Origin of the sequence: Edaphobacter sp., assembly GCF_035763405.1 — a bacterium.
Lineage (GTDB): Bacteria > Acidobacteriota > Terriglobia > Terriglobales > Acidobacteriaceae > Edaphobacter.
On record NZ_DASUBE010000016.1, the window covers coordinates 40,730 to 64,657 of the forward strand.

At 61.0% G+C, this 23,928-nt stretch carries 19 protein-coding genes; 5 read left to right on the top strand and 14 right to left on the bottom strand.

Annotated elements, in window-relative coordinates; genetic code table 11:
* Positions 1 to 6: 6 nt before the first annotated feature.
* On the bottom strand, positions 7 to 705 hold the full coding sequence (gene purQ, locus VFU66_RS01795; protein ID WP_326444516.1) for a phosphoribosylformylglycinamidine synthase subunit PurQ: 699 nt from the start codon (positions 703 to 705) through the stop codon (positions 7 to 9).
* 29 nt (positions 706 to 734) lie between these two features.
* Positions 735 to 2,075 (bottom strand): alpha-amylase domain-containing protein, encoded by a 1,341-nt coding sequence (locus tag VFU66_RS01800; protein WP_326444517.1) that lies wholly within the window; start codon positions 2,073 to 2,075, stop codon positions 735 to 737.
* Between the two features lie 98 nt (positions 2,076 to 2,173).
* On the opposite strand from VFU66_RS01800, the gene VFU66_RS01805 reads away from it, so the two are divergent.
* Entirely contained in the window at positions 2,174 to 2,680 is a 507-nt protein-coding gene (locus tag VFU66_RS01805) for an AI-2E family transporter (protein ID WP_326444518.1), read from the top strand.
* Here VFU66_RS01805 and VFU66_RS01810 read toward each other — a convergent pair.
* Complete coding sequence (locus VFU66_RS01810) at positions 2,662 to 4,452, bottom strand: ABC transporter permease (RefSeq protein WP_326444519.1); 1,791 nt, start codon at positions 4,450 to 4,452, stop codon at positions 2,662 to 2,664. The two genes, VFU66_RS01805 and VFU66_RS01810, sit on opposite strands and share 19 nt — an antisense overlap.
* The gene (locus tag VFU66_RS01815) at positions 4,449 to 5,798 is read right to left on the bottom strand and encodes an ABC transporter ATP-binding protein (RefSeq protein ID WP_326444520.1); all 1,350 of its coding nucleotides are present in this window, start codon (positions 5,796 to 5,798) and stop codon (positions 4,449 to 4,451) included. Before VFU66_RS01815 ends, VFU66_RS01810 begins: the two co-directional genes overlap by 4 nt.
* Before the next feature lie 164 nt (positions 5,799 to 5,962).
* On the opposite strand from VFU66_RS01815, the gene VFU66_RS01820 reads away from it, so the two are divergent.
* Entirely contained in the window at positions 5,963 to 6,346 is a 384-nt protein-coding gene (locus VFU66_RS01820) for a response regulator (RefSeq protein ID WP_326444521.1), read from the top strand.
* Here VFU66_RS01820 and VFU66_RS01825 read toward each other — a convergent pair.
* The 5 genes from VFU66_RS01825 to VFU66_RS01845 are packed head-to-tail and all read right to left on the bottom strand — an operon-like array spanning position 6,343 to position 12,775.
* The gene (locus VFU66_RS01825) at positions 6,343 to 6,948 is read right to left on the bottom strand and encodes an LbetaH domain-containing protein (protein ID WP_326444522.1); all 606 of its coding nucleotides are present in this window, start codon (positions 6,946 to 6,948) and stop codon (positions 6,343 to 6,345) included. The two genes, VFU66_RS01820 and VFU66_RS01825, sit on opposite strands and share 4 nt — an antisense overlap.
* A 15-nt stretch (positions 6,949 to 6,963) precedes the next feature.
* Positions 6,964 to 8,211: a glycosyltransferase gene (locus tag VFU66_RS01830; protein WP_326444523.1), complete on the bottom strand. Its 1,248-nt coding sequence runs from the start codon at positions 8,209 to 8,211 to the stop codon at positions 6,964 to 6,966.
* Complete coding sequence (locus VFU66_RS01835; RefSeq protein ID WP_326444524.1) at positions 8,208 to 9,479, bottom strand: glycosyltransferase family 4 protein; 1,272 nt, start codon at positions 9,477 to 9,479, stop codon at positions 8,208 to 8,210. Before VFU66_RS01835 ends, VFU66_RS01830 begins: the two co-directional genes overlap by 4 nt.
* A 23-nt stretch (positions 9,480 to 9,502) precedes the next feature.
* Positions 9,503 to 10,519, bottom strand: coding sequence for a polysaccharide biosynthesis/export family protein (locus tag VFU66_RS01840; protein ID WP_326444525.1), 1,017 nt, complete (start codon positions 10,517 to 10,519; stop codon positions 9,503 to 9,505).
* 3 nt (positions 10,520 to 10,522) lie between these two features.
* Positions 10,523 to 12,775, bottom strand: coding sequence for a GumC family protein (locus tag VFU66_RS01845; protein WP_326444526.1), 2,253 nt, complete (start codon positions 12,773 to 12,775; stop codon positions 10,523 to 10,525).
* A 137-nt stretch (positions 12,776 to 12,912) separates the two neighbouring features.
* Here VFU66_RS01845 and VFU66_RS01850 point away from each other — a divergent pair, with 137 nt between their 5' ends.
* Both VFU66_RS01850 and VFU66_RS01855 read left to right on the top strand, forming a co-directional pair.
* Positions 12,913 to 14,325: a UDP-glucose dehydrogenase family protein gene (locus tag VFU66_RS01850; protein ID WP_326444527.1), complete on the top strand. Its 1,413-nt coding sequence runs from the start codon at positions 12,913 to 12,915 to the stop codon at positions 14,323 to 14,325.
* Between the two features lie 114 nt (positions 14,326 to 14,439).
* Positions 14,440 to 15,384, top strand: coding sequence for a UDP-glucuronic acid decarboxylase family protein (locus tag VFU66_RS01855; RefSeq protein WP_326444528.1), 945 nt, complete (start codon positions 14,440 to 14,442; stop codon positions 15,382 to 15,384).
* A gap of 165 nt (positions 15,385 to 15,549) precedes the next feature.
* On the opposite strand, the gene VFU66_RS01860 is transcribed toward VFU66_RS01855, so the two are convergent.
* From VFU66_RS01860 to argJ, 4 genes are all read right to left on the bottom strand, one after another.
* Positions 15,550 to 17,412 carry a capsule assembly Wzi family protein gene (locus VFU66_RS01860; RefSeq protein ID WP_326444529.1) on the bottom strand — a complete coding sequence of 621 codons (1,863 nt, stop codon included), beginning with the start codon at positions 17,410 to 17,412 and terminating at the stop codon, positions 15,550 to 15,552.
* A gap of 95 nt (positions 17,413 to 17,507) precedes the next feature.
* On the bottom strand, positions 17,508 to 18,395 hold the full coding sequence (locus VFU66_RS01865) for a thiamine pyrophosphate-dependent enzyme (RefSeq protein WP_326444530.1): 888 nt from the start codon (positions 18,393 to 18,395) through the stop codon (positions 17,508 to 17,510).
* An 87-nt stretch (positions 18,396 to 18,482) separates the two neighbouring features.
* On the bottom strand, positions 18,483 to 21,149 hold the full coding sequence (aceE, locus tag VFU66_RS01870) for a pyruvate dehydrogenase (acetyl-transferring), homodimeric type (RefSeq protein ID WP_326444531.1): 2,667 nt from the start codon (positions 21,147 to 21,149) through the stop codon (positions 18,483 to 18,485).
* A gap of 241 nt (positions 21,150 to 21,390) precedes the next feature.
* Positions 21,391 to 22,626: a bifunctional glutamate N-acetyltransferase/amino-acid acetyltransferase ArgJ gene (gene argJ / locus VFU66_RS01875; protein WP_326444532.1), complete on the bottom strand. Its 1,236-nt coding sequence runs from the start codon at positions 22,624 to 22,626 to the stop codon at positions 21,391 to 21,393.
* Positions 22,627 to 22,775: 149 nt separating this feature from the next.
* Between argJ and araD the strand changes: the two genes are divergently transcribed.
* On the top strand, positions 22,776 to 23,477 hold the full coding sequence (gene araD, locus VFU66_RS01880) for an L-ribulose-5-phosphate 4-epimerase (protein WP_326444533.1): 702 nt from the start codon (positions 22,776 to 22,778) through the stop codon (positions 23,475 to 23,477).
* Between the two features lie 285 nt (positions 23,478 to 23,762).
* On the opposite strand, the gene VFU66_RS01885 is transcribed toward araD, so the two are convergent.
* Positions 23,763 to 23,928, bottom strand: a 166-nt coding sequence (locus VFU66_RS01885) for a Gfo/Idh/MocA family oxidoreductase (RefSeq protein WP_326444534.1), incomplete at its 5' end; no start/stop codon positions are given.

Genomic DNA, 23,928 nt, shown 5'->3' on the forward strand with positions numbered 1-23,928 from the left:
ACCGGCTCAGCGCGCCCCGGCCAGCGACTGCGCCATCGACTGAAACAGCAGCAGCCCGTCGGCGGAGCCGAGCAGCGCCTCGCTCGACCGGTCAGGGTGCGGCATCATGCCCAGCACGTTGCGGCCTTCGCTCAGCACACCGGCGATGTTTTCGAGCGAGCCGTTCGGGTTCGCTGCCTTTGTAATCTCGCCCTCGGGCGTAGCGTAGCGGAATGCGATGCGGTCTTCGCGCTTCAGTGCGGCCAGCGTTTCGGAATCGCAGAAGTAGTTGCCCTCCATGTGGCCGATCGGCATCTGGAGCACCTGCCCGCGCTTGAGGCCATGCGTGAAGGGCGAGTCGTTGGTCTCGGTACGCAGGAAAGTCTGTTTGCAGATGTAGTTTTGCCCGGCGTTGCGCATCAGCGCGCCCGGCAGCAGTCCTGCTTCGCACAGAATCTGGAAGCCGTTGCAGATGCCCATCACCAGCCCGCCTTTTTGGGCGAACTTTGTCACCGACTGCATGACGGGAGCAAACTTTGCAATCGCGCCGGTGCGCAGGTAGTCGCCGTAGGCAAACCCACCGGGAACGAGGATGGCGTCGCACCCTTCGAGGTCTTCGGAGGCGTGCCAGAGGAACGTCACCGGCTGCCGCGCCACCGCGTCAATCACGTTGTAGGTGTCGTGGTCGCAGTTCGATCCGGGGAAGACGAGAACGCCGAATTTCATAGCTTAAGGATAGCATTCGCGCTGCGTTTTTAAACCGGCGCGTAGATGGCAAAGCCGCGCGGCGGGGCAGGGAACTCGGAACTCCCGTCGCCATCAGTTGTGCGCTCATCCGGATGGGCCGTATCGTGTCCATCCCAGGCAACCGGAGCGAACTTCTGGTTTTTCCACTGTGTCTTCACCCTGGTTCCGGACCACTGGTTCCCGAGGTTGTTGAGCACATAGATCAGCCCAAGCTGGTTCGTGTTCTTGTCCTTCCATCCAACCCGCTGCATGATGTACAGGTCGGGATCTGCGTGGAGTATCTGCGAGTCGCCGCCGGCGTATTTGTAATGCGCCGCGATGAGAGCGTTGATCCCATTCGGCGTCCCCGGGCGCGCCAGGCCGTTGTTGTAGTAGTCGTACCAGAAGATGCTCGGATACCCCTCATGCACCATGATGAACGAGTAAGCCATCATCTTGTCGTTCACGATCATGTTGTCGCCCATGTCGTGGTTATCGACGAAGGTAGCTGCATGGAGAGGGCGTTTCATCACAACGGTTCCGTTATCGGTCAGATTGCGCAGGTCGTAATGGGGCGTATCGCACACGTCCTTCAGTTTGTACCGCAACGGAAAATCGAACGCGGAAATCTGGTTGTCGGTGAGTTTGTTCACGCGGTCTAGCCAGTGATCGATATCCTCCGTCCCCGACCAGTACTCGCCGACGATGAACGGGGTAAATTCCTTCCCGTCCTTGACGTAACGGTATTTGGCAAGCAGGCCGATCATCCACGCGCCGAAACCCTTAACGAAATCGAAGCGGAAGCCATCGAACCCAAGCTCCTCGATCAACATGCGCGCATACTCGAACATCGCGGTATACACGCGAGGATTGCGATGGCACAGGTGCGGATAGCCCGCGTAGTTTTCCTCGTTCGGCATCATCACCTGCTCATACCGGCTGGGATGAAAGCAGTTCCAGTCGCGTGGAAACCGGCCGCTCTTCGGGTTGAACTTCGTCCATCGCTTCTCTCCGTCGAGCGGGTTGACCTCTTCTTCATCCGCGCCGGAGTTATGGTTGATCACCATGTCGGCGTAAAGTCCCATTCCATGATCGTGGGCCTTGGCGATGAGCGCCTTCAATTCCGCGCTGTTGCCATACCAGGTCTTCGTGCCGCCCTTCTGGTCGAAATCTCCAAGGTCGAAGTAGTCGTAAGGATCGTAACCCATCGAGGTATTGCTGGAGGCCTTCGAGACAGGTGGCAGCCAGAGCGCATTGATCCCCGCCTTGCTGAGCTCTTCCACTTTCTCCGCCACAAAGTTCCACCAGGTATGTTCCTGCTTTTCCGCCCTGGGAGCATCCCAGTAAAAGGCCTGCATCATGACAGCCATCGTAGTTGCTCTCCATTGAGACGCGTATGCAATGCGTGAGCTTGCGTTATAGTTCTGTCTTCAACTGCTTCAGATGCGTTTGGGAACTTTCAGGTGGCATGGCGACACGAAGGGACAAGGCGAGCGGCTCACTGAAGACGGCAAGCGGCGCGCTGGTTGCGTGGTGGCGCGCCGCTACGCTTGACGCGCTGATCGTGGGCATCCTCTGGTTCATTGGACTGGAGTTGATCCATGTTCCGTTCGCGCCGCTCTGGGCCGTGCTGGGCGGCATCCTCCAAATCATCCCTACGTTCGGCAGCATGATCGCCCTGGTCGGGCCGGTCTTCTCGGTCGCCGTCACCGGGCACGACGAGTGGCGGCTCGGGCTGGTGCTCGGACTCTACGGCCTCATCGTGGTTCTGGAGGGTCTCGTCATCGGCCCCTATGTGCTGCACCGCACGACGAAGGTGCCATGGTGGGCTGCGTTCTTCGGCCCTATCGTGCTGGGCATTGTCTTTTCGTTCTGGGGAGTGCTGCTCGCCCCGCCGCTGCTTGCCGTGGTCTTCGCCTTTCGCAAGCCGCAGTTGCCGCCTGCTCAACCACCAGGTCAGCCACCGAGTTTATAGCGCGACTCCGACAACCGGTATAGAGGCCGCCACACCAGCCGGTTGATCGTCACCACCATCAGCGCCATGACGATGGTGGCGAGCAGCAGAATCTGAAACTGGCCGCTGTCGGTGGCCGCGCTGATGACCGCGCCGAGGCCCACCGTCTGCATGGTCTGGCCCTTCAGGTGGAAGTATTCGGCAATAATGCTGGCGTTCCACGCGCCGCCCGACGCTGTCACCAGTCCGGTTATCAGGAAGGGAAAGATGCCGGGAAGGATGACGGTCTTCCATCGCTGCACCCTCGTGAATTTGAAGAGCGTGGCGACTTCGCGCATGTCGTAGGGGATCGCCATCGCGCCAGCGATGACGTTGAACAGAATGTACCACTGCGTGCCCAGCAGCATCAGCGCGATGGAGCCGATACCCAGCCCGCCGCCCATCTGCACAAGCGCAATCAGGATGACAGGGAACAGCGCCGTTGCGGGGACAGACGCGGCAATTTGTGCCAGCGGCTGAGCGATGCGCGCAAGGCGCGGGTGAAAGCCAATCGCGACGCCGACCGGGATGGTCCACGCGGCGGCGAGCACCAGCGAAATGTTGACGCGCAGAAAGGTCGCCAGCGCGCCCTTCATAATCTCGCCGAACTGCGATCCGCTGACCTGGTGCAGCAGCCCGATTGCGTGCCATGCAGCATACAGCACGGCCGCTGCCGCAACGACCACGAAGGCAACACGCAAAATCGTCTTCAGGCCAGCGACGTGGTTCTCCGCATCGGTCGGCGCGGAAGCGGCGTGTTCGCTGCGCGCCTTCCGGTCTTCGGCGAGCCGCTTGTAGACGGCTTCACTCAATGGGCGAATCGTATGGTGCCTGAGCGTGCGCAGCCCACGCGAGTGTTGCAACAGGTGCAGCAACGGCGAGCGCACATGCTTGGTGCTCTCCACCTGCTCAAACTTGAACTTGTCGCTCCACGCAATGATGGGCCGCCAGATGAGCTGGTCGGTGGCGACGATAATCGTAATCATCGTGACCAGGCCCCAGACAATCGCCGCCGTGTTGCCCGTGCCCGCCGCCGTTTGCAGGAACGAACCCAGTCCCGGCAGGCGAAAGTCGCGTGAGCCCAGCACGAACATCTCGCAGGCCATCAGAAAAAACCAGCCGCCCGCGACCGAGACCATCGAGTTCCACACCAGGCCAATCGCCGAGTAGGGAAGCTCCAGTTGCACCAGCCGCTGCCAGCGCGAAAACTGGTAGATGCTCGCCGCCTCGCTCAGCTCGCGCGGGATGCTCTTGATCGACGAGTAAAAGCTGAACGCCATGTTCCAGACCTGGCCGGTGAAGATGAGCACAATCGCGCCCATCTCGACGCCGATCTGCCGCGTGGGAAACAGCGCCACCATGGCGAGCATCACGCCGGGCAGAAAGCTCAGCACCGGGATCGATTGCAGGATGTCGAGCGCCGCGATCATCAGGGCCTCAAGCCGCTTGTTGTACGCGGCCACGTAGCCGTAGCCCACGGCGAACACCAGACTCAGCAGATAGGCGAGGAAGATGCGCACCAGGGAGTAAAACGCATAGAGCGGCAGCGCGCGCGGGCTCTGCGAGATGACAATCGCAGGCTCAGCGTGGCCGAACCAGTACTGCGCAATGACGACGACGCCGTAGAAGCAGGCCAGCCCGATGCCGGCGACGCACAGGTCCATCACCACAGGCCAACTGCGCTGCAGCACCTGCGAACGCGCCAGCGTCTCGCGCCCGCGGAGGCTGCTGAAGCTCTCGGGAAGCCTGATCACGCATCGATCTCCTCGGTGGCCTGGTTGTCGTTTTCAGCCGTCAGTTTTTCCGGCTGGATGAAGCGCCGCCGCGATGCGTCGAAGTCGAACAGCTCGGCGTAGCGCCCCCAGTTGATTGCGGTTTCGAGCTGGCGCAGAGTCTCGTCTTCGCTGAACTGCTCGTCGAGCATGTCGTGGAAGAACTCCTCGGGCACGCTGCGGTCGCTCTTGGCTTCGATGGCGCGGATGATCTGGCGGAGCAGCAGCACGTTCTCCACGGCCGCCGAGCGGAAGAGTTCCTTCTGGCGCAGAATTTCGGAGTTGGCATACTCCGTGCCTGTGGGTGTGATGGCGGCATCGCCTTCGGTGACGGTCAAAAAGCCGAGCAGTTGCGCGGCGTCCACAATCGGCAGCAGGTCGTCGATCTCGAAGGCGAGATCGTCGGCCAGGCGATAGATGTCGTCCTTGCCGTTGTGGTCGAGCAGCAGCTCCAGCAATCCGGCAATTCCGCCGGGGCGCGCATGGGGAAGCATCTGATAGTGCTGTTTCGGCGCGCCGCCCGGTTTGCCGGTCCTGGCCTCCGGCAGAGCAGGAGGTTGCGTATCCGGCTGCGTCAGCACTTTGTAGATGTAGTCCACCAACTGCGTAAACGCGGCGGTCTTCTTGTCGCGCGGATGCGGAATAGTGACTTTGAAATCCGTCCGTACACGACCCGGATTGCGCCCCAGCACGATGATGCGGTCGGCCAGCAGAACGGCCTCTTCGATATTGTGGGTGACGATGAAGATGGCCTGCGTCGGGATGGTCTTCTTCTGCCAGAGCTCGAGCAGTTCGCTGCGCAGGTTCTCTGCTGTCAGCACGTCGAGTGCGGAGAAGGGCTCGTCCATGAACAGCACTTCAGGCTCGACGACCAGCGCGCGCGCAAAGCCTACGCGCTGCCGCATTCCACCGGAGAGTTCCTTGGGATACGCTGCCTGAAAACCGTCGAGGCCCACGGCGTCGAGAATCTTGAGGCTGCGCCTGCGCCGTTCGGCAGCTTCCATGCCGCGCGCCTTCAGCGGCGCCTCGACGTTTTCAAGCACGGTGAGCCAGGGAAAGAGCGCGAAGCTCTGAAAGACGATCGAGACGTTCACGTCCGCCGTGGCAATCGGCTTCTCGTGCCAGTAGACCTCGCCCGCCGAAGGCTGAGACAACCCGGTCAGCATCCGCAGCAGCGTCGATTTCCCGGACCCGGATGGGCCGAGCACCGCGACGATCTCGCCTGCCGCAATGGACAGGTCGGTCGGCGCGATGACCTGGATGCGGTTCTCGCTCGGCTGCGCGTAATATTTTTCGACACGCTCGGCGCGTATGATGACAGACTGCATAAAGGCTCTTCTGAATAGCTGACGTGATGCCGGATTCCCGGCAGCGAGGCTGCCCAAGGGGCATGTGGTCAGCGTATCATTAGTATGTAGCTAAAATGGCGAAGGCGAACGTCGTGCAGTTCCATTTGGCATGATGGTTGAATTTTTTCTTTGGAGCACTCAGCATGGCTGATCCGGCAACTCCCGCGGCACCAAAACTCAAGGTCCTTGTTGCCGATGACGAACAGGTCATTGCCAATACGCTTGCAATCATTTTGAACCAGGCCGGGTTTGAGGCGCGCGCCGTCTTCAGCGGTGAAAAGGCCGTCGAGGCCATCGACAGCTTCCGTCCCGACATGCTGATCAGCGACGTGATTATGACAGGCATGACCGGCATCGAGGCGGCCATCATTGCGCGGAACAAGCTGCCGAAGTGTAAGATCCTGCTCTTCTCGGGCCAGGCCGCGACGGCTGACCTGCTGGAGAAGGCCCGTCTGCAGGGGCATGAGTTTGAGATTCTCGCCAAGCCTGTCCACCCGACGGATCTGCTTGCCAAGCTGCGCGGCTAGGTGGTCTCGGTTGGCTGTGCGCGGTCCCGGTCTCTCACCTTGACAGCGGGCACGCCGGCGTAGACGCTCCACGGGTCCAGGTTGCGCGTCGCCACCGAACCCAGCCCGAGCACCGCGCCTTCGCCCATATTCACGCCCGGCGCAACAGAGGCCCGCGCACACACCCACGCATACTCCCCGAAGCTCATGGCATAGGCAATCAGCGGAAATGCGGGATCGTTGTAATCGTGCGTCGCTCCGCAGATGTACGCGTCCTGAGACAGGATGACGTGCGAGCCAAGCGTGACCGGGGATGGGTTGTAGATCTCCGCCCCGTCGGCCGCCGTCACCTGGTCGGCGCAGACAAGGTTCCACGGCGCCCACACCTTTGAGCTCGGATAGAAGTGGCAGCCTCGGCCCATTCGCGCACCGAATAGCCGCAGCAGAAACGACCGCCATGCGTGGAGCGGTTTCGGCGAGAGGCGGTACAGCAGGGCCCGGCAGATGTTCCACACCAGCCGCCGTAGCCGGTTGCTGAGGGAAAACGCAGGCCGCAGATAGGGGTCTGCCGCCGTCTCGGCTGAGATGTGTTCCGCCGCGTTGTAGTGGATTTGCCTCGGCATGGGTCTGGCCTGCGTTCAGCTTCTCAGTCGCGGTGTGGGCACCGTTGCGTTCTCAAACAGCTTGATAATCGCCTTTGCATTTTCGCGCATATCGTAGCGGCTGTGGAAGCAGCGGTAGGCGCGCTCGGCCATGGCCTGCTTTTCCTCGGGCGTCATGGCGATCCAGCGTTCCAGCAGCCGCAGAGTGCCATCGGGGGTGTCCAGCTCCATCAATCCAGCGTTGTCCTCGGCAATGTCTTCGGCGATATTTACTTTGTCGGCGAGCAGCACGGGCTTGCCGCAACCCAGCGCCTCGGCTACGGCGATGCCGAAGTTCTCCTGGTGCGACGGCAGAATGAAGGCCTCTGACCCGAAGAACGCGCCCCACTTTGCGTCGCCCGTCACCATGCCCGGCCAGTGTACGCGATGTGCAATGCCCGCCCTGACGGTAGTCTGTTGCAACTTGGCCGCCCACTGCTGCGAGTCGGGCCCCGCCATCACCAGATCCAGTTCTGGATCGCTTGCGGCGACTTTTGCGAAGGCGTCGATCAGCATGTCGCATCCTTTTTTCCGGTGAATCCTGCCCAGAAACACAAGGTATCGTTTGTCTCTGACCTGCGGGCAATGCTTGAAGAATGCCTCTTTCTGTGCCTCGGGGTCGCCGGTCGGTCCGCTGGCGCCGTAGGGGACAACGTATGGGTTCCACGGATGCAGCCGAAAACTCTGCTCAGCCAGGCGCTTTTCGGCCTTCGATGTGAAGAGCACGCGGTAGGCGTCGCGCAGCACACGGTGTTCAAACGGCATCCAGTAGAGCCACTTTTTGATGTGCTTGAGCGGGAAGGCGCGCTTGAAGTACGGGTCCAGCATGCCGTGCGTAAACACGACATACGGCGTGTTGCCCGAAAGGGCGCGCCACGCGGCAATGCCGCAGTACTGCCACAGCCCGTTGACCACCACACCGTCGAACCGTTCGCGGTTCTGGATCAGCCAGGGCAGCAGCTTGGTATTGAACCCATAGGTGGTGCGAAACGGGCCAAGCGCGTGGACAGGAAAGGGAATCTCCTTCAGATACGGGGCCTTGGGATCGTCCAGCGTGACCACTTCGCCGGTATAACCAATCGGCCCATAACTCAGCAGCACGCGCACGGACTCGGTGGGGCCGCCTGCCGCCGGATTCAGTGTGGAAATGACATGCAGAATACGCATCAGTGGTTGTCCGTCGCTTTCGAGGATAGCAGCAGGGCGCTTCTTTTCTTTCCGTGCGTTGGCGAGCGCAAGTATCATGCACCGATCTTTCCCGTGGCTTTGGCCAGCGCCTGCCGCAGGCCGCGAACGTCCTCTTCAAAGCCCCACCGTTGAATTTTTTCGAGGGCTCGCTGCCCCATGGCCGCCGCCGTTTCGGGCGAGGCAAGGACGCGACGCAGCGCGCCTGTAAGCGCGTCGATGTCGCCTACTGGAAAGACGCATCCTTCGACGCCGTCCGTAATCAGGTCGGGCGCGCAGCCTACATCGTCTGAAACAATCACAGCACGCCCCGCATTCATTACTTCATTGACGACCAATCCCCACGGCTCATGCTGCGAGGGCAACACGAAGATCGAGGCAATGTCGAAGAAGCTGGGAAGCTCGGACTGATTCTTGAACCCGCAGAACCGGATGCTGTCGAACCCGCTCTCGGCGGCGCGCCGCTCCAGTGCGGCCCGCTCTTCTCCGTCGCCGACGATCAGCAGGTACGGATGCGGAGCGATGCCCGGCGCAGGCGAGAGTCGCAGATAGGCCTCCAGCAGGTCGGCGCAGCGTTTCCGGCGTTGCAGCTTCGAGGCAAACAGAATGACCGGACGCGCCGGCTCCAGCTTCAACTCCGCCAGCAGCGTGCTGCGCCCGGATTGCGCCTGTCGGCTGCGGCGCTGGAAGTAATCATTGTCCACGGCATAGGGCATCAACGACTGCGGGACCGCATCTCCCAGATAGTGGCTCCAGTACTCTGCGTTCAGTGTTCCAACGGGAAGTACCCCATCGATCAGTCCTTTCAGCATCGTGAAGAAGATGGACTTTGTTGCCAGCTTCAGGCCGTTGCGCGACCTGTCCCTGAGCCACGACTCCGCGCGGACCAGCACAGGTATCCCCAGCGACTTCGCTGCAAGAATGCCGTGCAATGCGTTGACCGTAATGTAGCCATGCACCCAGAGGGCGTCGAATCCGCGCATTGTGCTGGCAGGAGTATCGGCGTTGCCGTCTCTGAGGCGTGTCCATATCCCATAGTTCAGCGGATTTGCGAAGCGAACCGTATGCCCATCCCGAAGCACCGGCAAAAACTCATGTCGGTATCCGTCCAGCAGGGGGACGTCCCACTTCACGTCCACGCCGAAGCCGTCATCCTGATAGCCCTTGACTGAGAAGTTCGAGCCGAACAGGACAGTCATCTCGATGTCCTGCTCCTGCGCGATACGACGAAGCAGAGGGGCCTGGTATTGGATGGGGTGGCTCACCAGATAGGCAAGCCGAACCTTCTTGCGGGTTGAGCCTTCAGCTTCTTCGGGGAGGAAGGGCATAGTGCGCGAGTACCGTGAACGTGTTATTGTTTCGCTGCGAATATCAGAACGGAGGCGAGGCCCAGCAGCGTGGAGACGCCGCCCGACTTGATGGCGGCCTTCATGGCGCTCGTCGGCAGCAGAACAATGTCGTCCGGTTGCAGGACAGGGTCGGGAGCCTTGCCGTCCATGACTTTTTTGAAGTCGATCTGCACGACCTTTCGCTCGACTCCTTCCGTACGGATCAGCTTCAGGTCGCCGAGCTTGGCCTCATAGCCCATGCCTCCGCCAAGAGCGGCAGCCTGCATCAGAGTGAGCGGGGTGTACTCGCGGAGAGGAATGGCCACAGAGTTCTTGAATGCGCCCAGAAGATAGACCACGCCAACTCTGGAGATGATGATGGTGTCTCCCGGGAAGATTGGTACGTCGGCGCGCGCGCTCTCCGAGGGATTATTGCCCAGATCGACGACGATGGGTTGAGCGATGCCGGGCCGGTTGATCGTGACGACATGGCTTGCCAACGGCGGCAGGCCGCCGGCGGCAGAGATGACGTCGTACAGCCGTTTCGTCCCGACTACCGGCACCACTCCGTGCATCTCGCCCGAGAGCGTGACCACCTGGTTCGGCGACTCGGTCAGTGCAATCGTCACCTGCGGATCGCGGTACATGCCTGCATCCCTCAGGCGTTTCGCAATCAATCGCTCAGTCTCGATGATCGTCAGGCCTTCGACATGGACGACGCCGATGAGCGGAAGTTGAATCGAGCCATCCAGCTCCACCCGGACGACTGGAGCATAGTCCGTGGTTCCGTACACATGGATGGTCAGCAGGTCTCCGTGCATCAGTCGCACGTCCCTGCCTGGCGGGTAGAGAATAGCCGGATCTGTGGTCAGCGTCGCCGGCACGTTCACCGGGGCGGCGTTATTGAAGGCCGGTCCGCTGAACTGCGCTCGCGCCGTTGCTCCCGGGAGGCAGAGCAGAATCAGTGCGGTCAGAGTGATCCACACATGGACGCGGTGCAGGCGAGAGGCCGTTGGACGGCTGCTTTGTCGGTGTCTCATCACTCAGTCCCTTCCGCCTTTGCGGCTGCCTGTTCCAGCGGTGGCCTGCGACTCCCAGCTCTCCGAGTCCACGCTCGAGTACGAGTAACCGGAGTAGCCATAGTAGCCGTAATACTCAGGCGAATTCAGATCCACCGCATTCAGTACGATGCCTGTAATCGGCGACCCGGCCCGCATCAGTAGATCGCGGCTTCGGCGCACTGCATGTTTGCTGGACTTTCCATGCCGGACGACCAGCACAACGGCGTCCATCAGTCGCGCCAGAATCACGCCGTCCGTGACGGAAAGGATCGGTGGTGAATCGACCACCACGTGCGTATACATCTCGCCGCATCGCTTCAGCAACTCTTCCATCTCCACCGAACTGAGCATCTCAGTCGGGAACGGCGGCACGGGACCGCTGGGAAGGATGTCCAGGTTAGGTATCTCATGCACGTGCTGAACGGCATCTTCCAGCTTGGTCACTCCGGTCAGCACGGTCGTCAGCCCGGTCTTTCCGTTCAGGCCGAAACGGTGATGGATGTTGGGGCGGCGCAGGTCGCCATCAATCAGCAGGACGCGCGTGTCGCGTTGGGCGAGGATGGTGGCCAGATTGGTGGCGGTCGTCGTCTTGCCTTCGGACGGCGTGGCGCTGGTCAGAAGGATGTACTTAGGCGGTCGTCCGGCGGTCGAGAGCAACAGAGAAGTCCTCAACGAGCGGAATGCCTCGGCAAACTGCGACTTCGGCTGCGTCAGCACACCGATGTTGCGCTGCGCGGTCGTCAGGTTGCCGGCCTGCTCGGCAGAAGACCGCCGTCCGCGTGGGATGATCGCGAGCGATGGCAGTTCGGTGACGTTCTCGATCTCCGCGATGCTCCGTAGCCCGGTATCCAGGCTCTCCATGATGAACGCTACGATAATTCCTCCCACCAGCGCGAAGACAAGCGCCGTCAGGATGATCGTTGATTGCGGCTTCAGCACGGGCTCTGCCGGAGGCAACGCCTGATCGACCACATCAATCTCGAGCGACTCCAGCCCCGCCTGTACGCTGGCCGTCCGTAACCGTTGCAGCAGTCCGTCGTAGAGCGTCCGCTCCGACTCGAACTCTCTCTGGCGCAGCGTGTACTCCACCAGGTCATCACGCAGCTTATAGGCATCTGCCTTCTGAGCATCGAGCGCGGCGGTGGTCTGTTTTTCGTTGGCCGAGGCAACGACGAAATTCTCTTTTGCCTGGAGCAGCAGGCGGTTCTGCTCCGCATTGATCTCTTTGCTGAGTTCGTCAATCTGCGCCTTGACGGCCTTCGACTGAGGATGATTCGGCCCAAGCGTCGCCTCTAACTGCGCATAATTTGCCTTGGCCGTCGCTTCCTGTCCGCGCAGTGTATTCAGCTCGGCGGGGGCCGTTCCCGGCGTCGTTTCGATCGAGCCTTCAATCGAATTGGGATCCATGCCGCTCAGCACCCGGTAGCGGGCCTCCGCAATGATGCGTGCCAGTTTGGCATTACCTGCGGCCTTCGAGAGGTCCTCGAGCGACGTGCTGATCTGGTTGTGGTTCGGATCAAACCCCAGGATTCCCAACTGGCGTTGCAGGTCCATCATTCGTTCCTGCGAGTTTTCGACCTTCTGCTTCAGGTCGTCCAACTGGCCTTCCATCCATTCGGAGACGCGCTGCGTCGAAGCAAACCGAGTCTCATAGCTTCTCTGAATATAGGAGGAGATGACTTTGTTAACGATGTCGGCGGAGAGCTTCGCGTCCGGACTCTTGTAGCTGATGCTGATAATGTCCGTCTTGGGAACCAGCGAAATCTGAAGGTAGCTCTGTAGCCGGTGGACCGTGGACTGCCTGACGGAAGGATCATCGAGCGAGACGTGAGGGACAGGGCCCTTTTTCTCCAGAAACGTCGCGTTGTTAGCTAGATCCATATCGCGCGCGACGGTCAGCATCAAGGAGTCGCTCTTGAGGATCTCGATCTCGGTCAGCATCTTCGTCGTCGTGTCGGTGGCAAACCCCTGCACCGCACTCAGGCGATATTCGTTGGACGAACCCGACCGTACCTGTATCCGGCCAAAGGCCTGAAATATCCGCGGCTGCGTTTCGGCACGAAAGACACCGTAGATCAGGCCCAGCACCAAGGCCCAGATCAACACCCATTTGCGCTTGCGCAAGGTCAGCAGCGCCTCGGAGAGACTTGTGTCCGTCACGACCGTATTGAACGAAGGCGGGTTAATCTCCGGGGCGCCCATGCCGGGCGGCGTTTGCGTGTCTTGAAAGGCCATTCCCGCTAGTCTACTCGACGGTGCCTTCCAGAAGGAAGTTACCTGTTCTGTTCCCCCACGTCCTGCTTCCGGTGCCCTCGCCCCCATCGCATGTACACTTCAAATAGCCTCGTTTCGAGGCCCAGGTCTTCAAGGTTATGAGCAAAAGCATTCAAATTGCAGTCGTTGGTTCCGGGTATGTCGGCCTGGTCGCAGCCGCCTGTTTTGCCGAGATGGGGCACCGTGTCATCTGTGTCGATAACGACGAGCGCAAGGTCGCGGCCCTGGAGAACGGCGACACCCTGATCCACGAGGACCACCTTCCCGAGCTGCTGGCCCGCTACCGTGGCGACGGGGTCAGCTTTACCACCGACCTCGCCGAAGCCACGCGCGAGTCGGAGGCCATCTTCATCGCCGTCGGCACCCCGCAGAGCGAGTCCGGAGACGCCGACCTCTCCTACGTCGAAGCCGTGGCCTGCGAGGTCGCCCGTTCCATCACCGGTTACAAAGTCATCGTCGAGAAGAGCACTGTCCCGGTCTATACCAACGAGTGGATCTGCCGTGCCATCGAGCGTCACGGCATCGACCGCAGCCAGTTCGATGTCGTCTCCAATCCCGAGTTTCTGCGCGAGGGGACGGCTGTCGCCGACTTCCTCCACCCCGACCGCATTGTCGTAGGCGCCGACAGCGAGCGAGCGGCGGACATTCTCGAAGCCATCTACTCTCCGCTGACGACAGGCGAGTACTACCAGCGCCCGGATGCTATCCCTGGCGTCTGCTCGACCGCCGCGCCGCCACCGCTGCTGCTCACCTCCACCAAGAGCGCCGAGATCATCAAGCACGCCTCCAACGCCTTTCTCGCTCTCAAGATATCTTTCATCAACGCCGTCTCCAATCTCTGCGAGACGGCCGGGGCCGACGTCGAACAGGTTGCGCGCGGCATGGGGCTCGACAGCCGCATCGGCCCGCGGTTCCTGCGTCCGGGAATTGGCTATGGAGGCTCCTGCTTTCCGAAGGATGTCGCCGCGTTTCGCTCGGTCGCGGAACAGTTGGGCGTCGATTTCGGGCTCCTCACCGAAGTGGAAAGGATCAACGCTCAGCAGAAGAAGCGATTCCTGAGCAAGATCCGTTCCGCGCTATGGACATTGCGCGGCAAACGCCTCGGCGTTCTCGGTCTTGCATTCAAGGGCGGAACAGACGATATCCGTGAATCTCCCGCTATCGACCTCATACGGATGCTCCTCGCCGAAGGCTGCCATATCTCCGCTTTTGACCCGGCAGCCGTGCGCCGTGCGATCGAGGTCATGCCGGAGGGCCCCGCCCTCGAATACGCCGACGACGCCTACTCTGCCGCGCGCAACGCCGACGCGCTCGTAATCTTTACCGACTGGAACGAGTTTGCGAATCTCGACCTGGAGCGGCTCGGCAAAACCCTTCGCTACCCCATCATCATCGACGGCCGCAATCTCTACGAGCCGCAAGCGATGGCGGAGCAGGGATTCACCTATCTCAGTGTTGGACGGGCCACGTCGTATCCGGTGCGGCAGCCCGCCGCTGCCGTCTCGACCTAGTGGCCTACGATAGCGGCAGCATGATACACCTTAGAGTCTGCACCGATCAGCAGCATCCAATAGACAGCATTAATTTAGATACCTCGCACGTAGAAAGGTAATCGGTAACGTTTCATGGCGTCTCAAACAGTTCTTGTCACGGGAGCAGCAGGGTTTCTCGGCTCTCATCTCTGTGACGCTTTACTCGCAGAGGGCCGCTCGGTGATCGGCGTAGACAACTTCTCGACCGGCAGCCAGGCCAATATTGACCACCTTACGTCCGAGTCGCGCTTCAGGTTCATCGAGCACGACATCACAAAGCCCTTCGATGCGGGCAAAGTCGATTTCATCTTCAATATGGCGTCGCCTGCCAGCCCGGTTGACTATAGCCGACTCGGCGTCGAAACCTTGATGGTGGGCTCGGCGGGCACCATCAATACGCTCGACCTCGCCCGCAAGTACAACGCCGGCCACCTCCATGCCTCTACCTCCGAGTGCTACGGCGACCCCGAGGTGCATCCGCAGGTGGAATCCTACTGGGGACACGTCAACCCCATCGGTCCGCGCTCCGTCTACGACGAGGCCAAACGTTTCTCCGAGGCCGCCGTTATGGCCTACCACCGCTATTACGGCGTCAATACGCATCTGGTTCGCATCTTCAATACCTACGGTCCGCGCCTCCAGCCCAACGACGGCCGCGTGATCTCCAACTTCATGATTCAGGCCCTGCGCGGCGAACCCCTCACCATCTATGGCGACGGCTCCCAGACGCGCAGCTTCTGCTACGTCTCTGACCTGATCGAGGGCATCCTCCGCCTGTCGCGCTCGGACGAACACCTGCCCGTCAATCTCGGCAACCCGAATGAGTGGACCATCATCGAGTGCGCCAACGAGGTCAAAACCGTGACCGGCTCGCGCAGCGAGATACGTTTCATGCCCTTGCCGCAGGACGACCCCACGCGACGTCGTCCGGACATCTCGAAAGCCAAGGCCCTGCTGAAGTGGGAGCCGAAGATCGTCCTGCGTCAGGGACTCGAAAAATCTCTCGACTACTTCAAGGCATCAATGGTTGAGGTCTAAGAAAACTCTGAACAAGTTCCGGTGCCGCGCTTTTTGCACGCCACCAAAGTACGCCATCTCGACCGGAGGCGGCGCTCTATGCCGCCGCCGTCGAGAGCCCCGTATTTTTTCTCCGGCGCACACCCAAAACGGTATGCCAAACAAGATCTACACGCGCAATCCGCGTCACTTCACTGCTGAATACGTGCGCAGCTTGGGAAACCACGTCAACTGCACGGCAATCGTGCTGTTCTTCTGTAGCCCGGGTTTGTAGATGGGGGCCTTCCAGCCTTCGTACTGATACCAGCCATTCAACTCTACATCGTGATTGCGGCCCAGACGCTTCACCACGCTAGCCTTGAACTGGTTCTGCGTCGTGCCGCCTGCAATGAAGTCCTTCGGGGTCTTTTTGTTCAGGTACTCCAACTGGACCCACTCATTGCCCGAGAGCTGATACGTCAGCCATGCCTGGCCACCTTTCGCCTCTCGCCCAATCCAGTCGCCCATGATGATGCCCTTGTTCGTATATCCCTGCTTCTGGATAATCTCGTAGTAGTTGAACGAGCCGTTGTTGCTCCTGGAGACGCCGGGGTCGGTCGTCACCGCCTCCACGCGCAGCGAGAGCCGGTTCAGCCCTGGAAACTGCGAGAGGTATAGCCCCGTCCGGTAAGCTGCACGACGAGGCGCGCTGATCGGCGTCACGTCGTCGTGCGAGATCGCGTCTACATACAGCGTCGCATACTTGCGGACAAACGGCAGCCGGTAGGAGAAGTTGAAATCGCTGTACCGTGCTCCGGGATCGTCGCGTGAATACTTTTCCGCGACCGTCGTGTCGTTGATATCGAAGAAGCCCTTCAGGAAGGTGTGCAGCGTGACCGGTTCGTGCCCAGCGCCGCCAAAAATGATCGTCCGCTGGAATCCAAATTCAAAGTTTGTAGTCGGGCGGAAGGAAAACATCTCCGAATGCACCCATGGATGATTCGGAGATGTATGTCCTTTCAGACTTCCGTAGAAGAAGTCGTATCGTACCGGCCCCAGCAGCTTCGAGACGAGAAAGATGTTGAGCGGCTCCACGCGGTCGATGCGGAACGAATAGATGTTCTCCGCATTGTTCGACCACGCCATCGCGCCGCCCTGCGCGGGCCCAAGCCAGGCGTCGGATTTACCGGCAGAAATTTCGTGCCCCAGCAGATGGAACGAGAGCGATCCCTCGACCAGCCGGAACGGGTTCTGCGCAGCGATGGGGCCTGCGGGAATCGTTGCCTGCGGCGCATTTGGCGGGGCGTAGACAATTTCGTCGTTGAACGACAACTGGCTGGCGAGCGCCTGGGAGTATCCCGTCCCCGAAGGAGCGTGCTGATACTCGCCGCGCAGGTAGAGCGAAAACCGTCCCCACTCATTCGCCGTCGAAAACCCCGTGACGTTGTTGAAGCCCGTCTCATAGGGACGCCCGTAGTCGTTACTGATGGTCTGGCCCAGGTGGAAGCTGTCGCGCAGCGTCGTTCCGCCAATCCCCATCACGCGTGTATAGGCGGACTGCAACCCATAGACCGCACCGCGAGGCGCGCCACCGGCAGGCATCTCCGTGCTGAGTTCGTCCAGCAGCTTTGCCAGCAACTCCTGCGCCTGCTCGTCGTCGCTGTTGACGATGGCGTCCTTCGACTTCAGCAGCATGTGCAGCGCGCTCTGCCTGGTCCACGGCCTCATCCCCAGAAACATCGAATCCAGGTAGCCCATCGAATACAGCCGCGTCATCGCCGGATACACCCAGCTATCCAGTGGAATGAAGACCGAGCCATAGGCATTCTGTGTCTCACCCTCAGTGACAGGCGCGTAGGCGGGGCGGGAGGGGATCGAAGCCTGCTGCGGCGGCTGCGCTGTCTGCTTCGACGCTGGTTGTTCCGGCACGGGCGCGGGTCTGGCAGGAATCGAACTCTGGGGCGCATTGACCGGCGGCGGCATCGCCCCAGGCGTCGAGGGGGCCTGCGTCTGTGCAGAGGCTGCGTACACGGCCAAGGCCGCAAGACAGAGAGCAATTCCGGTTCGCACGCACACCTCAGGGTAGGGGAGTCACCTTACTTTAACAGTGTAAATCGGCTGTCCGGCTGCGTTGGCTCTGGAAAACAGGGGAGGTGTCCTGTCTGCTATCTCCCGCCGGCTCTGGTCTGGCTGCGTTTCGCCGCTGCGTCGAGCTTGCTGCGAAATGCACGGCCCACCCCATCGAGCCATGCCTTGCCTGCAACCTTGCGTCCCAGCATGAAGCCGCGCATCTGCACAATCGGATCGTTAAGCCCAGCGTTTTGCTCGCTCAGCGGCAGACGAGTCAGACACTCAATCAGCGCAGGCCCACCGTTGCCGCGCGCGCGGGCAATCGACTCCTGCGCCACGCGATAGAGCGCCACCGCATCGCCCGCATCCACAGGGAACCCGGGAACGCCCGAGGCCAGCGCCTTTGCGCTCATGCTCCTCCCGCCGCGCTCTCCCGCGGCCTGCGGCAGGGCGACGAAGATGATCGGCAATTCAAACTCCGCCGCCAGCCCCAGCACTCGCCGCCAAACCGCGTCCGGAAGCTCCCGTCCATCCACATACACAACGACGAGATTCGCGTGTCCAAACATCTTGACCGAAAGAGCCGCGCCGAGCGCCATGCGCAGCCGGTCGCCCGCGTCCGCAATCCACGGCAGCACCTGTGCAGCGTTGCTCCTTCCCCTGGGCGCAGCTGCCCGCTTCTTTGCGCCCGAACGAATCGCATCGAGCCGCGCAAGCACCGAGCCGACGCTTGCGCCCGCGATCCGGCGCATCACCACGCCGTCCCCGGCATCGCACACCAGGTCGCCGCCTGCCAGATTCATCGCCGTGCTCACCCGGCAAGCCTCCTGCCCGCGCGTGGACTTCAGCCGTCCGCTCCTCACCTTGCCTGCGGTGCGCAACGCGAACTCGTCCAGCACGCGCGCCTCGACCATCGCCGCATACAGTTGCTTCAGCCTCTTATTGGGAACCAGCGGATTCTCGAACGGCTTCGCCTTACTCAAACAACCCTCCACATGCATGTCTTTCGATGGCAGCAAGAGAGGGTCCCGGAAGGAACCCTCTCTCAAGAAACATAAACCAGATGAACATCAAGCCCGCGCCGGATCTCGTGCCTCGACATCCAGCCCAAGCTCGGCAAGCGCCTTTTCCGCGTCCTTGGCCTTGAACTTGCCTTCGCGCGCCAGCTTCGAGAGCGCCGCGCCGACAATCGACTCCGCGTTCACCTCGAAGTGTCTGCGCAGATGTTCGCGATTGTCGCTGCGTCCGAAGCCATCGGTGCCCAGTGCGACCAGCCGTGAAGGCAGCCACTGCGCCAGCGCATCCGGCAGCGTCTTCATGTAGTCGCTCGCCGCGACGATTGGCCCCTTGAAGCCGCCCAGCGCCGTCAGCAGATACGGCGTGCGCTCCTTCTCCGCCGGATGAAGTCTGTTCCACCGCTCGACGGCAAGCGCATCGCGCCGCAGCTCGTTGTAGCTGGTCACGCTCCACACATCGGACTGAACGCCATACTTCGTCGCCAGAATCTCCTGCGCGCGCAGCGTCTCGTTCAGGATGGTGCCGCTGCCGAACAGTGCAATCGCAGGCTCGCCTGCTGCTGCCTTCAGCTTGTATATGCCGCGCAGAATGCCCTCCTCGACACCCTCCGGCATCGCAGGCATGGCGTAGTCTTCGTTGTACATCGTGATGTAGTAGAAGACGTCCTCGCCCTTTTCATACATGCGGCGGATACCGTCCTGCACGACGACCGCCAGTTCATACACATACGCCGGGTCGTAGCTCACGCACGTCGGCACGGTGCTCGAAAGCAGGAAGCTGTGCCCGTCCTGATGCTGCAGGCCTTCGCCCAGCATCGTCGTGCGCCCCGCCGTGCCGCCCATCAGGAAGCCCTTGCCGCGCGAGTCCGCAAATGCCCACACCATGTCGCCGATACGCTGGAACCCGAACATCGAGTAATACATGTAGAAGGGAACCATCGGCACGCGATAGTTCACGTATGCCGTGCCCGCAGCGGTGAACGAGGCCATCGAGCCCGCCTCGGTAATACCTTCTTCGAGAATCTGTCCGTCCTGCTCCTCGCGGTAGCTCAACAGCATGTCCGCGTCGTGCGGCTGATATTTCTGCCCCTCAGGAGCATAGATGCCAACCTGCTTAATCGCCGACTCCAGCCCAAACGTCCTGCCCTCGTCCGGCACAATCGGCACAATCAGCTTGCCGATCTTCGGGTCCTTCATCAGGTGTCGCAGGATGCTCACAAACCCCATCGTCGTCGAGACCGCGCGGCCCTTCGACCCCGCCGTCCACTCCTTGAACACATCCATGCCCGGTGCTTTGAAGTCGCTCTCGGGTACACGCCGTGAGGGCAGATAGCCACCCAGCTCCGCACGCCGCTGCTGCATGTACTGCATCTCAGGCGAGTCTGCCGCGGGCCGGTAGAACGAGCCATCCTTCGCCGCGCTCTCCGGCAGCGGTATGTCAAACTGCTTCACGAACGCGGCCACGCCGTCATCGGTCAGCTTCTTCTCGTTGTGCGTTGCGTTGCGGGCCTGCGCGGTGCCCATGCCATAGCCCTTCACCGTCTTGGCCAGAATCACGGTCGGTCCACCCTTATGCTCAACCGCACGCTTGTAGGCGTTGTAGATCTTCGTCGCGTCGTGCCCGCCGCGATGCAGTCGGATCAGCTCTTCGTCGGTGTAATCCTTCACCAGCTCCAGCAGCTCGGGGTACGTGCCAAAAAAGTGCGAGCGCAGAAACGCCCCATCCTTCGCCTTGAAGGTCTGGAAGTCGCCATCGACACACTCTTCCATCCTGCGCAGCAGCAGGCCGGTATGGTCGCGCTCAAACAGAGCATCCCAGTCCGCGCCCCAGATTACTTTGATGACATTCCAACCCGCGCCACGGAACGTCGCTTCCAGCTCGTCGATGATGCGCTTGTTGCCGCGCACCGGACCGTCGAGACGCTGCAGGTTGCAGTTCACCACAAAAATCAGGTTGTCCAGCTTCTCGCGCGCGCCCAGCGAGATCGCGCCCAGCGTATCGACCTCGTCCGTCTCGCCGTCGCCCACAAACGCCCACACCTTGCGCGGAGTAGGCTGAATCAGCCCACGGTTCTCCAGATACCGCATGAACCGCGCCTGATAGATGGCATTCAGCGGGCCGATGCCCATCGACACCGTCGGGAAATTCCAGAAGTCCGGCATCAGCCACGGATGCGGATACGATGACAATCCCGGCGTCTCGCGCAGTTCATGGCGGAAGTTCTTCAGCCGGCTGTCATCGAAGCGCCCCTCCAGATAAGCCCGCGAATACACACCCGGTGCGGCGTGACCCTGAAAGTAGACGAAGTCGCCCGGCTGGTCTCCATACTTTGCGTGAAAGAAGTGATTGAACCCAACTTCGAGCAGTGTGGAAAGCGAGGCATAGGTCGAGATGTGTCCGCCGATGCCTGCGTCCTTCTTGTTCTGTCCATGCACCATCGCCATCGCGTTCCAGCGAATCAGCGCCTCGACCTTTTTCTCCATCTTGCGGTCGCCGGGGTAGGGAACTTCGTCATGCTTCGGGATCGTGTTCCGGTAGGGCGTCACCGTGTCGCTCGGGGTCGGCACGCCAGCCTCGCGCGCCCGCTGCCTGAGCGCACCCAGCAGCTTCGCGCCGTTCTCCCAGTCTCCCGCAACGACGTCGTCAAACGCCTCAATCCACTCCGACATTTCTTCGGAAAAATCCTGCGCAGCAGCCGGCGTATCAAACTTCGTTGTCATAACGGTTCCTTATGCCCCCATATCGCGTTCTTACATTAAGGATAAATCGTCTCGCGCGGAAACGTCATCTGCCGCTCCATAACCGCACAGATACGAAAGCCCCATTTTGTTGTCATCCTTCCGCGAAGCGGGAGGATCTGCGTCTCCCCAACCGGCCACAAAGCCCGGGTACCCCGTCAATCGCGCTTTTGCGATGAGTGGTGAGCACAAAACTCAACCCACGAGTCTTTGACTCAACTTTCTACGTCGAATAATCCGCATTAATCCTGACGTACTCTTCCGTCAGGTCGCACGTCAGAAATCTGCACTCCGCCTCGCCCGCGCCCAGGTCAATCGTGATTGTGTACTCGCGCTGCATCATCACCGCGTGCGCATCGGCCTTATCAAACTCGGCCCGCACGCCTGCCTCAAACACCGGGACGGAGCCAATCGAAATTCGTGCAGCGGCAGGGTCAAACTCCACGCCGCTATATCCAGCCGCGGCAATCACCCGTCCCCAGTTCGGGTCCGCGCTCGACCACGCCGTCTTGCACAGCGGCGAATGCGCAATCGCCTTCGCCACCTGCTTGGCCTCCGCCTCGGTCCGCGCTCCTGTCACGTGAAGTGTCACGACATGCGTGACGCCCTCGCCGTCATCCACAATCTGATGCGCCAGCGAACCGCACACCAGCTTCAGCGCATTCTCGAACGGCTCCTTCGTGCGGGCACTCAGCTTCACGCCGCTTGCGCCGCTGCCCAGCAGCAGCACCGTATCGTTTGTGGACGTATCACCGTCAACAGAGATCGAGTTGAAGCTCCGCTCCACCGCACGCTCCAGCAGGCCAAGCAGTTGCCCGCTCTCCGCGATCAGGTCGGTAAAGAGATAGACCAGCATCGTCGCGTGCGGCGGCCCTGTCGGCGCGACAAGCTGCGGATGAATCATCCCCGCGCCCTTCGCCGCACCCCAAATCCTCACCTCGACACCATCGACATCCACCACCGCGCGCGCCACCTTCATGCGCGTGTCCGTCGTCATAATGGCTGTCGCAAACTGCTCCGCATGAGAGTTCGTGTTGCCCAGCGACGCCTTCAGCGCAGACATCGCCGCAACGACCTTCTCGCCCGGAAACGGCACGCCGATAATTCCGGTCGAGGAAGGGAAGACCTCATCGAAGATGCAGCCAAACGTCTCTGCCGCAGCCGAACACGTCTTCACGCACGCATCAATCCCCGGCTGACCCGTCGCGCAGTTTGCGTTGCCCGCATTCACCAGTACGGCACGAACCCGCCCGCCGGTCGCCGCCAGATGTCGCCGTCCCACCGTCACCGGCGCGGCCACAACCAGGTTCTTTGTAAACATTGCCGCTGCCGTCGCTCCCTTTGGAGCCACCGCAACTGCCAGGTCCGGCTTCCCGCTGGCCTTGATTCCCGCCTTCACCGCGCCCCATTCAAACCCTTTAGGCAAGGTCCCAACCTTCACATCCTGCTCAATATCCATGCATCTACTTTACCAAGCGTCAAGGCAAGAAATACCAAACCGGGTGCTCTGCCTTCGAGACAGCTTTATCGTCGCTAAGGTGGGCCTATCTTCGCGGCAGCGAAAATCCTGTTCTATCCTGTAAACGTATCCCGAAAAGGTCATCACGAATGCTGCTCAAAGAACTCCGCACCCAGGTCCTCGAAGCCAACCTCGAACTCGTCCGCCGCGGCCTCGTCCTCTACACCTTCGGCAACGCCAGTGGCATCGACCGCGAGCAGAACCTCGTCGTCATCAAACCTTCCGGCGTGGACTACGACCAGCTCAAACCCGAGCACATGGTCGTCACCGACATCCACGGCAAGATCGTCGAAGGCGACCTCAACCCGTCCTCCGACCTCGACACTCACACGCTCCTCTACCGCGAATTTCCCACCATCGGAGCCGTCGTCCACACCCACTCCGAGTTCGCCACCAGCTTCGCCCAGGCCGGCCTGCCCATCCCCGCGCTCGGCACCACGCACGCCGACTACTTCTACGGCCCCGTCCCCGTCACCGCCCCGCTCACCGACGAAGCCATCGGCGGCCGCTACGTCCACGAGACCGGCGCAGCCATCGTCCACCACTTTCAGCACAACAAGATCGACCCACTCGCCGTCCCCGCCTGCCTCGTCAACGGCCACGCCCCCTTCTGCTGGGGCCGCAGCGCTCACGACGCTGCCCACAACGCCGTCGTCCTCGAAGCCGTAGCGAAGATGGCCTACAACACCCTCACCCTCCGGGCCAACGCACAAGGCGTCAGCCAGGCCCTCCTCGACCGCCACTACTTCCGCAAACACGGCCCCAAAGCTACCTACGGACAATCCAGCTAACAACCCACATCAACACGTCATCTCGACCGGAGCGAAGCGCAGTGGAGAGACCCCTGTATTTCGCTTTTGTCGTTGCCTGTTCTCTTCCGAAGCCACTAACAAAGCGCGTGGAGGTATGAGCAGTTCGTGAGAGTAGTAGAACCTCTAAACCGGGAGCAAATGCTGGTGCAAGTCCAGCCGACCAATAGGAACGACGAGATTGGCGTCGTCTAAGCAAGACATCCCGGTTGATGACCTACTGGTCTTGCGTGGATATTCACCTTTGCATAAGATCCATGGGGATACCTAGAGCTCCACCTTCAACGTCCGCCCCTCCGCACTGCTCTCCCGCGCCATCTCCAGCAGCCGAATCACGCGGTACGCATCCTCCGGCTTCACCGCCAACTCTGCCGCACCATTAATCGCATCGCGCACATTGGCGTAGTACAGACGATAGTCGCCATGCGCGGTC

Bases quoted from the DNA above. Each gene is read 5' to 3' on its own strand.
- purQ (WP_326444516.1), bottom strand. From the start codon at position 705: ATGAAATTCGGCGTTCTCGTCTTCCCCGGATCGAACTGCGACCACGAC.
- VFU66_RS01800 (WP_326444517.1), bottom strand. From the start codon at position 2,075: ATGGCTGTCATGATGCAGGCCTTTTACTGGGATGCTCCCAGGGCGGAA.
- VFU66_RS01805 (WP_326444518.1), top strand. From the start codon at position 2,174: ATGGCGACACGAAGGGACAAGGCGAGCGGCTCACTGAAGACGGCAAGC.
- VFU66_RS01815 (WP_326444520.1), bottom strand. From the start codon at position 5,798: ATGCAGTCTGTCATCATACGCGCCGAGCGTGTCGAAAAATATTACGCG.
- VFU66_RS01820 (WP_326444521.1), top strand. From the start codon at position 5,963: ATGGCTGATCCGGCAACTCCCGCGGCACCAAAACTCAAGGTCCTTGTT.
- VFU66_RS01825 (WP_326444522.1), bottom strand. From the start codon at position 6,948: ATGCCGAGGCAAATCCACTACAACGCGGCGGAACACATCTCAGCCGAG.
- VFU66_RS01830 (WP_326444523.1), bottom strand. From the start codon at position 8,211: ATGATACTTGCGCTCGCCAACGCACGGAAAGAAAAGAAGCGCCCTGCT.
- VFU66_RS01835 (WP_326444524.1), bottom strand. From the start codon at position 9,479: ATGCCCTTCCTCCCCGAAGAAGCTGAAGGCTCAACCCGCAAGAAGGTT.
- VFU66_RS01840 (WP_326444525.1), bottom strand. From the start codon at position 10,519: ATGAGACACCGACAAAGCAGCCGTCCAACGGCCTCTCGCCTGCACCGC.
- VFU66_RS01845 (WP_326444526.1), bottom strand. From the start codon at position 12,775: ATGGCCTTTCAAGACACGCAAACGCCGCCCGGCATGGGCGCCCCGGAG.
- VFU66_RS01850 (WP_326444527.1), top strand. From the start codon at position 12,913: ATGAGCAAAAGCATTCAAATTGCAGTCGTTGGTTCCGGGTATGTCGGC.
- VFU66_RS01855 (WP_326444528.1), top strand. From the start codon at position 14,440: ATGGCGTCTCAAACAGTTCTTGTCACGGGAGCAGCAGGGTTTCTCGGC.
- aceE (WP_326444531.1), bottom strand. From the start codon at position 21,149: ATGACAACGAAGTTTGATACGCCGGCTGCTGCGCAGGATTTTTCCGAA.
- argJ (WP_326444532.1), bottom strand. From the start codon at position 22,626: ATGGATATTGAGCAGGATGTGAAGGTTGGGACCTTGCCTAAAGGGTTT.
- araD (WP_326444533.1), top strand. From the start codon at position 22,776: ATGCTGCTCAAAGAACTCCGCACCCAGGTCCTCGAAGCCAACCTCGAA.